At 64.5% G+C, this 12,483-nt stretch carries 6 protein-coding genes; 2 read left to right on the plus strand and 4 right to left on the minus strand.

Annotated features, from left to right (window positions below):
• Positions 1 to 211 precede the first annotated feature (211 nt).
• The 4 genes from ABH900_RS12780 to ABH900_RS12795 all read right to left on the minus strand — a co-directional run bounded on the left by ABH900_RS12780 (position 212) and on the right by ABH900_RS12795 (position 10,751).
• The gene (locus tag ABH900_RS12780) at positions 212 to 2,314 is read right to left on the minus strand and encodes a M13 family metallopeptidase (protein WP_429623268.1); all 2,103 of its coding nucleotides are present in this window, start codon (positions 2,312 to 2,314) and stop codon (positions 212 to 214) included.
• A gap of 170 nt (positions 2,315 to 2,484) precedes the next feature.
• Positions 2,485 to 4,530: an alpha/beta hydrolase family protein gene (locus tag ABH900_RS12785; RefSeq protein WP_429623270.1), complete on the minus strand. Its 2,046-nt coding sequence runs from the start codon at positions 4,528 to 4,530 to the stop codon at positions 2,485 to 2,487.
• A gap of 72 nt (positions 4,531 to 4,602) precedes the next feature.
• Positions 4,603 to 7,557, minus strand: coding sequence for a TonB-dependent receptor plug domain-containing protein (locus tag ABH900_RS12790; protein WP_429623272.1), 2,955 nt, complete (start codon positions 7,555 to 7,557; stop codon positions 4,603 to 4,605).
• Positions 7,558 to 7,943: 386 nt separating this feature from the next.
• A complete protein-coding gene (locus tag ABH900_RS12795) occupies positions 7,944 to 10,751 on the minus strand; it encodes a TonB-dependent receptor domain-containing protein (protein WP_429623273.1) in 2,808 nt (935 codons plus the stop codon).
• Positions 10,752 to 10,964: 213 nt separating this feature from the next.
• On the opposite strand from ABH900_RS12795, the gene apbC reads away from it, so the two are divergent.
• Together apbC and dcd are read left to right on the plus strand one after the other, a co-directional pair.
• Complete coding sequence (apbC, locus tag ABH900_RS12800; protein ID WP_429623275.1) at positions 10,965 to 11,819, plus strand: iron-sulfur cluster carrier protein ApbC; 855 nt, start codon at positions 10,965 to 10,967, stop codon at positions 11,817 to 11,819.
• Positions 11,820 to 11,897: 78 nt separating this feature from the next.
• Entirely contained in the window at positions 11,898 to 12,470 is a 573-nt protein-coding gene (dcd, locus tag ABH900_RS12805) for a dCTP deaminase (protein WP_012511735.1), read from the plus strand.
• Positions 12,471 to 12,483: the final 13 nt, after the last annotated feature.

Genomic DNA, 12,483 nt, shown 5'->3' on the forward strand with positions numbered 1-12,483 from the left:
GCGCGCGCACTATAGCAAGCCGGGCATGGGCACGGGATGCACGCATCACGCCGTTTCCGCCGGGCATGGCCCGGCGCTACCGGGGCGCGCGCTGCATCCGCAGGACACCGGCATCGGTCGATCCATGCCACGCATGGATGGCGAGCACCGCAAAAACAAAGGCCCGGGAATTCCCGGGCCTTTGCAGGTCTGCCGCAGCGTCAGCCGGGGCTTACCAGATCACTACCTGCTGCTCGCCACTGCGGGCCATCGGCGAACCGGCCTTGCACTGGAACGCAGCTGCGAAGGTCGGCAGGTTCGACGGCGCGCCCATGGCACGGAACTGCGCCGGGGCGTGTGGGTCGGTGGCCAGGCGGACCTTGGCGTTTTCCGGCGTGTACTTGGTGCGCCACACGGTGGCCCAGTTGAAGAAGAAACGCTGATCGCGCGAGAAGCCGTCGACCTTCGCATCTTCCTTGCCGGCGGTGGCCTTCTGCAGGGCGTCGTAGGCGGTGGCCAGGCCACCCAGGTCGGCGATGTTCTCGCCCAGGGTCAGGTGACCGTTCACCGCCTGGCCGTCGACCTTGTACTGGTCGAACTGCTTGACCAGCTTGCCGGTGAGGCCTTCGAAGTTCTTCTTGTCGGCCGGGGTCCACCAGTCTTCCAGGTTGCCGGTCGGCCCGAAGCGCGCACCCTGGTCGTCGTAACCGTGGGTCATTTCGTGGCCGATCACCGCACCGATGCCACCGTAGTTCAGCGCATCGTCGGCCTTCGGATCGAAGAACGGCGGCTGCAGGATGGCGGCCGGGAACACGATCTCGTTCTGCAGCGGGTTGTAATAGGCGTTGACCGTCTGCGGGGTCATGCCCCACTCGGTCTTGTCCACCGGCTTGCCGATCTTGGACAGGTTGAACTTGTAGTTGAACTCGTTGGCCGCGCGCACGTTGCCCAGGTAGCTGTCGCGCTGGGTCTGCAGGCCTGCCCAGTCACGCCACTTGTCCGGGTAGCCGATCTTCGGGGTGAAGGTTTCCCACTTGGCGATGGCCTTGGCCTTGGTTTCCGCGCTCATCCAGCTCAGGCCCTGGATGCGCTCCTTCAGCGAAGCGGCCAGGTTCTTCACCAGCTCTTCCATCTTTGCCTTGGCTTCCGGCGAGAAGGCGACCTTCACGTACAGCTGGCCGAAGGCTTCACCGGCATCGTTCTCGATCGTGCCCAGCACGCGCTTCCAGCGCGGCTTCTGTTCCTTCTGGCCGTTGAGGGTCTTGCCGTAGAACTCGTAGTTCTCCTGCACGAAGGCATCGGCCAGGTACGGCGAGGCGCTGTCCACGGTGTGGAAGCGCAGGTAGGCGCGCCACACCGACGGATCGGTGTCGCCCAGTGCCTTGCTCACTTCCTCATGGAAGGCCGGCATGGCCAGCGAGAACTTCTCCGGTGCAGCCACGCCCTGCGACTTGAAGAACTCGGTCCAGCTGAAGTTCGGGGTCAGCTTGTCGGCGTCGGCCAGGGTGACCGGGTTGTAGAACAGCTCGACGTTGCGCGACAGCTCGACGCGCGACTTCGATGCCTTGGCCAGGCGGGTCTCGAACTTGACCACTTCTTCGGCCTGCTTGGCCGCGTCGGCAGCGGCAACGCCCGACAGTTCCAGCACCTTGGCCACGTGTGCCTGGTAGGCCTTCAGCTTGTCGGCGTTCTTGGCGTCGGTGTAGTAGGTGGTATCCGGCAGGCCCAGGCCGCCCTGGCTGGCGTAGGCCAGGTTCACGGCCGAGTTCTTGAAGTCGGCTTCGGCGCCGAAGCCGAACAGGATGTTGTCACCCTTGGCGGCGCTGCTGCGCAGGTAGTTGGCGATGGCTGCCTTGTCCTGCAGGCCGTCGATCGCGGTCAGGTCGGCCTTCAGCGGCTCGATGCCCTGGGCATTGATCTTGGCTTCGTCCATGCCGGTGGCCCACAGGTCGCCGACGATCTTCTCGATGTGGTTCGGGGTCTTGACCTGTGCGACCTGCTCGGCCAGCTGGTGCTGCACGGCCACCGAGCGCTCGTCGAGGATGGTGAACGCGCCCCAGCTGGTACGGTCGCCCGGGATTTCATTGGCGGCCAGCCACTTGCTGTTGACGTAATCGCCAAACGCGGTGCAGGCGTCCTTGGTGGTATCCAGGTCGCTCGGCTGGAAGGCGTTGTAGGCCGGCAGCTTGCTGTCGTCCAGCGTGTAGGTGGTGGCTTCGGCGGTGGCCGGGGCGGGGGCCGCGGCATCCTTGGCCGGGGTTTCGTTCTTGCCGCAACCGGCCAGCACGGCCGACACGGCCAGGCTGAGCAGGACGATCTTGGGAGTGCGCGTCATCACTATTCTTGGCCTCCAGGCCGAGTGAGTCAGGGAGTAGCCGCAGGTACGGCCGTGGGCCGAACAATACGCCGCCGGCCTGACCTGCAAGGGTGTCGAAGGTCATGGCCGGGCGCAAGGGCCAGAACGTGCAAGGGCGCCGCGCGGGCGCCCTTGCCGGGTGGGGTTCCCTACAGGCCGCCGCCGCCGCAGCCCTTGCCCAGATAGTCGTCGATCAGCTGCAGCTGGTCGGCCATGATTTTCCGGGTCCAGGCCGGCCCGTGCGCGTAATCGGCAATGGCGTGGTACTCCACCGGCTGCCCGGAGCCCTTTGCCTTGTTCACGAACCACTCCGACTGCTCGATCGGGACGGTACGGTCCCGATCGCCGTGATAGACCATCAGCGGGATCTTCATCTCTGCGGCCTTGTCCAGCGGGTTCAGGCCTGCCACGGTCGGTGCCTGGGCCTGGCGGAAGAACGGGTTGGTATAGAAACGTGACCAGATCTTCTTGATGTCGGAGACACCGGCACCGGCAATGGCACATTTGTACAGGCCGTTGGGGCGCACGGAGGCGGCAAACGCGGAATAGCCGCCATAGGAGAAGCCGAACATGGCGATGTGGCCGGGCCGGGCGACCTTCTGGTCGATCATCCACTGCGCGCCATCGTCCTTGTCATCCTGCATCTTCTGGCCCCACTCGGCGTCGCCGGCCATCCACAGCTTGCGGCTCCAGTCGGCCGAGCCGCGGAACTGCGGGCGCAGCACGGCCATGCAGCGCGATGCCATCAGCGGCACCCACATCGAGCCGTCGAAATCCATGCCGTCACGCGCCCAGGGTCCGCCGTGCGGATGCACGACTGCCTTCCAGGGGCCGGCACCACACAGTTCGGTGTTGGGCGTGGTCAGGAATGCCGGAATGTCCAGCCCGTCGCGTGCCTTGTAATACACCAGCCGGGTAGTGCCCAGGGCGGCCGGGTCGATCTGCGGGTAGGACTTGGCCAGCAGGGTCAGTTTGCCGTTGTGCAGCAGATGATATTCGGGCGGATTGGAGGGGCCGGAGGTGACCACGATGACGGTCTTCATGTCGGCACTGAAGTCGACGACGCGTACCGCCTGGCCGTTGTCCAGCTCCACGGTGGCGTTCTGGCTGGTGGCCGGGTCGACCAGGGTCACGGGACTGGCCTTGACCGCCAAGGCCTGGCGCAGGCCGGCGATCAACGCCTTGAAGGTGCCGTTGGTCCATTCCACCTCGTTGCCGCGCGGGCCGCTGTAGCCCACGCCGAGCAGGGCGCCGAACGGGATGTTGTCCACGCCCTTGTAATGATTGACACGCACGTCGCCGGCGTTGAAGAACTTGTGCTCGAACAGCACCTCCTTCTGCTTGCGCGCGGCGATGTCGTATTCATAGATGACGGTCTTGTCGCGGCCGACATTGCTCTGGATGAAGGCGATGTTGGCATCGTCGGCGAAACCGACCACCTGGTTGATGTCGCGGTTCTTCACATAGGAACGGAAGTGCTCTTCCCATGCATTGGTGGCCGGATTGCGGAACTCGGTGGCCACGTAGGCGCCGGTGCCATCCACGTCCTGGCGCAGGCGGGCGCGCAGTTCACTGTTGAGGTCGGTCACATAGCCAGCCACGCGCTCTTCGGTCTTCTGGATGCGCTGGGTGGAGAAGTCACGCACGTTGACCTTGTACACGTCGCCGGCATTGCTGCCCGAACCATTGATGACCAGGATGTGGTCCGGGTCGTTGGGCAGCGTATCGAGCACGCTGGAGCTGGAAAGCGCCTGCTCCAGTTCCTGCGCATGGCTGCTGGCACGGGGCGGGGTGATCGGCTCCTTCCAGTTCTTGCCTTCAATGTCGGTGATGAAGAACTTGCTGATGAAGGTCTTGGTCACCCGGTCGGTGCGCAGGTCGTAGGGCTGCCAGAGACTGACAGCGAGCAGCCCGTTCTTGATGAAGGACACGCCCTGGAATTTCATGCGGCCGGACCCGATCACGGTCGGTGCGGCGCCGAGGTTGTCGGTGTTCCAGACCAGGATGACGCGATCTTCGCCCTTGGCCTGCAGGCCGGCGATGTGCTTGCCGTCAGGTGAGATGGACAGGCTGGACAGCTGCGGAAAGGCTGCCAGCTGCTCGATGGTGGGGACGGCCGGCGTTGCCGAAGCCGGTGCCGCGGCGGCCAGCGCGAGGGCCAGCAGCAGCGCGCTGGTGGAAACGACGTTCTTCATGGTCTGTTCCTGGTTGCAGGTCCGGGACGCAAAAAAGCCGCCGCCCTTGCGGGCGGCGGCTCTGGCGCACTATCAGAAGCTCTTGGAGACGTTCACGAAGTACGTGCGGCCGACATAGTCGTAGCCACTGTACAGCGGAGCATTACCCACGCGGTTGTAGGCACCGGAGGAGATCATCGGCGGCTCTTCGTTGCGCAGGTTGCGGACGCCGGCCGTCACCGACCACTTGTCGCCGGTGTACTCGGCCGACAGGGAGTGGGTGAAGTAGCTCGGCACACCGAACTTGTACACCGAGGTGGCCGGATCCAGCTTGTAGTAGTCGTAGCTATCCATCGAGTCGACCCACTCCAGGCCGTAGCGGGCGCGCCACTTGTTCCAGCTGTAGACCAGGTCCAGCGTGCCGGTGTAAGCCGGGGTGTTGAGCATGCCGTTGTAGTCCTGCAGCGCGTCATCAGCGAACAGCTTGTTGGACTGTTCGGTGAAGTGGGTCACCTGGACGTTGGCACGCAGGGTGCCCGGGCCGACGTCGCGGGTGTAGCGCAGGGTGAAGTCGTAACCGCGGACCTTGTCCACTGCCAGGTTGACGTAGCTGTCATACACGGTCAGTGCCTTGTTGACCGGGTTGCGTGCGTCGACCAGACGGCAGAAGCCACCACCGGCACGGAAGCTCGGGTTGTTGTAGCACAGGTCCAGGATGTTGGCGCCACCGGCACGCGACACGCCATTCTTCACTTCGATGTTGAAGTAGTCGGCAGCGAAGGAGATGTCACCGAACCAGCCCGGCAGTTCCGGCTGCAGCACGATGCCGGCGGTGAAGTTCTTCGAGGTTTCCGCCTTCAGGCCCGCAGCCGCACCGCCACCGTTGATGACCGCGACGGACTGGGTGGAGTAGTAGTCCGGGGACAGGCCTTCGGACGCGCAGTTGGTCGCCAGCGGGGTGCCCGGATCCGTGCCCCAGTTGTTGCAGGGGTCGATCTGGTTGCTGAGGAAGCCGCTGGTGGCACCCAGGAACTGTTCGAACAGCGCCGGAGCGCGGTAGGAAGTGCCGTAGGACGCACGCACCGACAGCCACTTGACCGGGGTCCACAGGCCACCCAGCTTGTAGGTTTCATCCGAACCGTAGGAACGGTAGTCGGTCCAGCGGGCCGAAGCATTGAAGGTCAGCTCTTCGGCAGCCGTGACGCCCGACAGCACCGGCACTTCGATTTCACCGAACACTTCACGCACCGAGTCGGAACCGCGGGTCGGGGTGGACGAGGTCAGGTTGTACAGGTTGTTGTTGATCGAATGGATCGACGGGGTGTCATCGATCTTGGCACGGCGCCATTCGGCACCGAACGCGGCGCGCACATCACCGTGCGGCAGGGTGAACAGCGGGCCGTCAACCGAGAAGTTGGCGGTGGTTTCGGTGTACAGCGTGTTGCCGGTCACCGGCACGAACACGTAGTCCTTCCAGGCCTGCGGCAGTTTGCCGGCAACCACCGCGCTGGTCAGGGCCGGGGCGGCGACGCAACCGTTGCTGGGATCGACGCAGCGGAAACCGCCGGCGCCGTCGGAGACCACGGTCAGGCTCTGGCGCAGGCGGTCGGTCAGGAACGACTGCTGGGTGTAGTCCGCGTCCGAACGGGCATGGCTCAGGTAGAAGTCATAGTTCCAGGTCGAGCTCAGCTCGCCACGCAGGCCGGCGGTGGCCTTGAAGAAGTCGACGGTCTGGCTGCTCTTGTCGTTGCCGTAACCGATGAAGGCACGCACGCCGACGCCACCGCCGAAGTTGGAGGCCTGCAGGTTGGACGGGATCAGCGGGCTGCCGCGCAGGTAGTCCAGCGACAGCTGGCGGTAGCCGGTCTGCTCCGATTCACGACGGCTGCCGAGCAGCTCGAAGTAGGCTTCGGCATTGCCCAGGGCATTGACGTCCAGGCCGCCCTGCAGGAACAGGGTGTGGGTCTTGGCGCCGGAGATCATCGAGCGGTTCAGCGTGCGCGGATCGAAGGTGTCGCGGATGTTGTTGTTCAGCGCGGAGCCGCGGCCAACGCCCTCGAAGCCGACCAGGCCGGAGGTGACCGAGGAGTTCGGGCGCCAGCGATCGAAGCTGGTACCGGTGGCGCCCTGCGCCGGGACGCCGGCCAGGGTATTGGTACCGATGGTATTGATGGTCACGCCGTTGGAGCCGGTACCGGTGATCGGATAGCACTTCGGCTTGCCGGTCAGCGGGTCGATGTAGTCTCCGTCCCCCCAGGCGCCCTGGCCACCCGCGCGCTTGCGGTAGTCGGTGTTGCAGCTGGACCAGCTGCGGTCGCCGAGGGTCAGTTCGTCGCGGTTGTAGTACTCGTACGAACCGGAGAAGTGACCGCGCTCGCCGGTGCTGCCGAACACCACGGAGTAGCGGCGCTCTTCGCCGCCGCCGCCGTCGGTCGCGGTGTGGCGGGCTTCGACGGTGACGCCGTCGACCTTGTTGCGGGTGATGATGTTGATCACGCCGGCGACGGCGTCGGAGCCGTAGATCGACGATGCGCCGTCCTTCAGCACTTCAACTCGGTCGACCATGGCGTTGGGCAGCACGTTCAGGTCGGCAGCGCCGACCGAGCCGCGCGAGCCGGCCGGAGCGACGCGGCGGCCGTTCATCAGGATCAGGGTACGGGTCGGGCCGAGGCCACGCAGGCCGACGGTGTTGGCGCCCGGGCCGCCGTTGGTGACGTAGCCGCCGTAGGCATTGTTGATCTGCGCCGAACCGGCGGTCACCGCCGTGCTCTGCAGGATGCCGGCGGTCGACTGGAAGCCGGCCAGCGTGGTTTCCTCACGGGTGATCACCTGCACCGGCGAGACGGAATTGAACACGTCACGGCCGATGCGCGAGCCGGTGACGGTCACCGTGTCCAGATTGGTGGCCCTGGACTTGGCGGTCTCTTCGGCGGTCTGGGTGGTGCTGGTGGTGCTCTGTGCGACCGCCGGGGCGGCTGCGGCAAGCAGCACGGCAGAGGCGAGGGCGAAGCTCAGCGGATGCTTGCTGAGCGACTTGCGATTGATCATCTGAAATCCCCTTGAATCGAATGATTGCGTCGTACACCGGGACAGGTCCTCTTCGGCGTCTCCGGGTGCCCCTTGTCGGTGTCGGCAGCACGCTGCCTCCCCGGTTCTGGTACCGGCTTCACATGCCGATGACTCGAGATTAACACGGCATTAACCAAAGCTGTCAAACGTTCACGAAGGAGTCATCAAGTTGTGGGTTCCTGGCCTCCGTAGGGCGGTGGAATGCCCTGCTTTTACTGCATCTCATTGATTCGTATTGAAATATTTCAGTTCGTGTCAAAGGTGTCTGGACTCTGAACGGGCGTCGGCTGGTGGGGCGCCGGGCAAAAAAAAGGCCCCGCCGAAGCGGGGCCTGGTCCAGACACAGGGTCCGGAATACGACGGGATCAGAAGTCGTACTTGACCTGGGCGGAGATCTGACGGCCGTAGACGCTGTAGAAGCCGCTGTTGAACGGGGTCGATTCGTTGCCCGGGTAGTTGTAGCGCTGGCCTTCCGGCAGCTTGTTGAACACGTTGTTGACCATCAGCGACAGGGTCAGATCATCCTGCGCCTGGTAGTTCAGGCTCATGTTGTACGTGGTGTACGAGCCCCACTTGCCGGCCTTGGCGCCGGAGGAGTGGACGTAGTCGTAGCTGCGGCCGGTGTAGGCCAGGTAGTTCGGGGTGCTGCCGACGTAGTTGGCATACACGGTGGTGGTGAACCGGGAGATGGCCCAGGCCACCGACAGGTCGCCGCGGACCTTGGCGAAGTTGTCGTAGTACCACATGTTGTACGGATCGCTCAGCAGATCCAGCTTCTTCGCGCCCGGCAGTGCCACCACTTCACGCTTGAGCATGTTGGTGTAGTTGCCGGAGAACATCAGCGAACCGAAGCGGCCCAGGTCCTGCTGGTACTTGGCGCCGACGGTCACTGCTTCCAGGTTCTGGCTGGCGACGTTGAGCTTGGGGGTGTACACGCGGGTCAGGTTGCCACCGGCGTCGCGGGTCACCCAGTCGGTCACGTTCTGGCAGCTGGCCGAGGTGTTGTTCGGCAGGCCGTTGCGGCACTGGTACTCGGCCAGCAGCAGCTGGTCGGTGCTCAGGGTCTTGACCTCGTTCTTGATCTTCCAGTTGTAGTAGTCGACCGACAGCGAGAAGTTGCTCACCGGGGCCCACACCACGCCTGCACTCCACACGTCGGCAGTGATCGGCTTCAGGTCCGGGTTGCCGGACTTTTCGCTGTACACCGAAGTGGTCTTGTAGAACGAGCAGGCATCGTCATGCAGCGCGTAGTTCATCTGGCTGCAGCGGTAGTAGTCGTTCTGGCTGGAGGCGAACGAACCGCTCATGCCCTGGAAGGCATCGGACAGGGTCGGCGCACGGAACGCGGTGCCGTACTTGCCGCGCAGCAGCAGGCTCTCGATCGGGCGGTATTCCAGGCCGAGGCTGTAGGTTGCCTTGTCGACGGTCTTGTCGGCGATCTTGTAGGCGTCATAACGGCCCGACGCGCTGAGGGTCAGCGATTCGAACACCGGCATGCGCAGTTCGCTGGTCACCGCGTAGTTGCTGCGGTGGCCGGCGCCGGCCACGGCGCTGGCGCCCCAGGCGTTGCCATCAACGAAGGCCTGGTCGGGCGAGTAGTCCCAGCCCTCGCTGCCGCCTTCCAGCACGACGGCCAGGCCGGCGTCACCGCCCGGCAGGGAGAACAGCGAACCGTTGGTGACCTGCACGCGGCCCAGGTTCTGCCAGGTCTTGCTGCGGTGGGTGCCATAGCCGGTGAAGCTGGCGAACTGGTCCGGGGTGATCGGCGAGTAGTACGCGGCGTAGTTCGGGTTGTAGATGCCGAACTGCGCGGTCGGGTCCTTCGGGTCGGTGTAGGTGCCCAGGCGCGGGCCCAGCACGGTGTCGCCGAAGAAGCCTTCGATCTTGTCCTTCCAGCGCGCGAAGCGGTTCTGGTCCAGGCGGTACTCGCCGCGGGTGAAGCTGGCGCTGTAATCCCAGTTGCCGACCATGCCCTTGCCGCCCAGGGTGACCTGGTAGGAACGGCTCTCATCGGAGTTGAGGATGTTGTTGTAGTGGCCCGGGCCGATTTCTTCCGGCGCGAAGGCGCGCTGCAGGTTCACGACCTTGCCCAGGCCCTGGTCGTAGAAGCCGCCCATCACCGACTTGGTGCCCCACCACAGCGCGCTGGCGCCAGAGGTGAACTCGGTCTTTTCCTTGCTGTACAGCACGTCGGCGAACAGCTGGAAGTCGTCGTTCACGTCGAAGGTCATCGACGAGTAGAACTGACCGCTGTTCTTGCCGTTCTTCAGGGTCTTGTAGCCGGCGCTGTAGACCGAGCCGCAGGACTCGCCCGAGGCACGCTTGCCGACGGTGGTGGTGCCGTCGTACAGGCCTGCCACGTTGGCACAGCGGGTCGGGTCCATCATGTACAGCTTGTTGTCGGCGTTGCCGATGACGGCAAAATCGTTCGACGGCAGCTGCGCGGTGTAACCGACCGGGTTGTTCTGCTTGGTGATGTCACGCTGGTAGCCCCAGATCGGGCTGCCGTTTTCGATCTGCACGTTGACCAGCGCGTGGAAGCGGTCGTCGAACGCGTTGAAGCCCTTGGCGGCGCTGAAGCGGATGTTGCTGCCACCGCCTTCGGTGTAGGTGCCGCCACGGATGGACATCGTGCCGCCGTCCATGCGTTCCTTCAGGATGATGTTGACCACACCGGCGATCGCGTCCGAGCCGTACAGCGAGGACTGGCCGCCCGGCAGCACTTCGATGCGCTCGACGATGTCGATCGGAATGCCGCTGATGTTGTTGAACGACTCGCTGCCGTTGTACAGCGCCGGATACGTGAGCATCGGGCGGCCGTTGATCAGGTACTTGGTGTAACCCGGATTCAGGCCGAACATGCCGGCCGCTTCGGCGCCCTGGGTGAATGCACCCGAGGTCTGGCCGCCCTGCAGGCCGCCGGTGGTCAGCGAGGACTGCTGCAGCACTTCAGCAACACTGCTGAAGCCGCGGGTCTGGATGTCTTCTGCGGTGATGGACATCACCGGGGTCTGGGTTTCAACCTGGGTCTGCGGGATCAGCGAACCGGTGACGGTGATCTTGTCCAGGTTGGTCGCCTTGTCCTGGGCCATTGCCGGTGCGGCGGCCATCAGAGCGGAGATCAGGGCGACGGTGAGCGTGTTGCGACGTGCGGTATTGCTGAAGTGTTTCATGTAGTTCCATTGGAGAGCAAAAACAAAAACGGCACTGCGCGTGCGCCATCACGCGGGCTGAAATATCCTGCGGCGCGGCTCAAAGCGGTGCGTATCGAACGTAACATGAACTTAACAATTCGTGCACGAATCTGTCGCAATCCTGAATTTCAGTCAGGTTGCGTCCAGCTTGTATGATGCTGGGTTATCCCTCTGATCCCGCCGGTGCCCGTTGTGAACAGTTCTCCCCGCCGCCCCCATGCCAGCCAGGTCCAGAAGGGACTCACGCCACATGCGCGCATCCGCAACGTGATCGCGGTCGGTTCGGGTAAAGGCGGCGTCGGCAAGTCCACCACGTCGGTGAATCTGGCCGTGGCGCTGCAGCAGCTTGGCGCGCGCGTGGGCGTGCTCGACGCGGACATCTACGGCCCCAGCGTGCCTGCCATGCTGGGCCTGTCTGGCCGCCCGGAAAGCCCGGACAACAAGAGCATCGAGCCGCTGCGTGCATTCGGCGTGGACACCATGTCGATCGGCTACCTGATCGAGGAGGACACGCCGATGATCTGGCGTGGTCCGATGGCCACCTCGGCCATGACCCAGCTGTTCAACGATACCCTGTGGGACGACCTGGATTTCCTGCTGATCGACCTGCCGCCGGGCACCGGTGACATCCAGCTGACCCTGACCCAGAAGATTCCGCTGGCCGGCGCGGTGATCGTCACCACGCCGCAGGACATCGCCACGCTGGATGCGAAGAAGGCGCTGAAGATGTTCGAGAAGGTCGAGGTGCCGGTGCTGGGCATCGTCGAGAACATGGCCGTGCATACCTGCAGCAACTGCGGGCATGTCGAGCACCTGTTCGGCGAGGGCGGCGGCGAGCGCATGGCAGCGCAGTACGGCGTGCCGCTGCTGGGTTCGCTGCCGCTGCAGATCGGCATCCGCGAGCAGGGCGATGCCGGCACGCCGATCACCGTGGCCCAGCCGGATTCGGCACCGGCCCAGGCCTACCGCCACGCTGCGCAGCGCCTGATCGAGGAAGTCGGCAAGCGCCCTCGCGCGTCGATCCCGATCCTGTCGTCGCTGCTGTGACTGCCGGGGCAGGGGCCGCCGGCGCTGGCCGGCCCCCTGCTAGAATCCTCGCGCCCCCTCGTACCCCCAGGACAAAGCATGAGCATCAAGAGTGACCGTTGGATCCGCCGCATGTCCGAGCAGCACGGCATGATCGAGCCGTTCGAGGCCGGGCAGGTCAAGCAGGCCAACGGCGAGCGCATCGTCAGCTACGGCACCTCCAGCTACGGCTACGACGTGCGCTGCTCGCGCGAGTTCAAGGTGTTCACCAACATCAACTCGACCATCGTCGATCCCAAGCACTTCGATCCGGGCAGCTTCGTGGACATCGTCGGTGATGAATGCATCATTCCGCCGAACAGCTTCGCGCTGGCACGCACCGTGGAGTATTTCCGCATCCCGCGCGACACCCTTGTGGTGTGCCTGGGCAAGAGCACCTACGCGCGCTGCGGCATCATCGTCAACGTGACGCCGCTGGAGCCGGAATGGGAAGGCCACGTCACCCTGGAATTCAGCAACACCACGCCGCTGCCGGCGCGCATCTACGCCAACGAGGGCGTGGCGCAGATGCTGTTCTTCCAGGCAGCTGCCGATGACGTCTGCGAGACCTCGTACCGCGATCGTGGCGGCAAGTACCAGGGCCAGACCGGCGTGACCCTGCCGCGGACCTGACCGGCGCATCAGC

Source organism: Stenotrophomonas sp. AN71 (assembly GCF_050435725.1).
Classification (GTDB): domain Bacteria; phylum Pseudomonadota; class Gammaproteobacteria; order Xanthomonadales; family Xanthomonadaceae; genus Stenotrophomonas.

Excerpts from the sequence above, each read along its gene's own strand:
- ABH900_RS12780 (WP_429623268.1), bottom strand. The coding sequence starts at position 2,314 with ATGACGCGCACTCCCAAGATCGTCCTGCTCAGCCTGGCCGTGTCGGCC.
- ABH900_RS12785 (WP_429623270.1), bottom strand. The coding sequence starts at position 4,530 with ATGAAGAACGTCGTTTCCACCAGCGCGCTGCTGCTGGCCCTCGCGCTG.
- ABH900_RS12790 (WP_429623272.1), bottom strand. The coding sequence starts at position 7,557 with ATGATCAATCGCAAGTCGCTCAGCAAGCATCCGCTGAGCTTCGCCCTC.
- ABH900_RS12795 (WP_429623273.1), bottom strand. The coding sequence starts at position 10,751 with ATGAAACACTTCAGCAATACCGCACGTCGCAACACGCTCACCGTCGCC.
- dcd (WP_012511735.1), top strand. The coding sequence starts at position 11,898 with ATGAGCATCAAGAGTGACCGTTGGATCCGCCGCATGTCCGAGCAGCAC.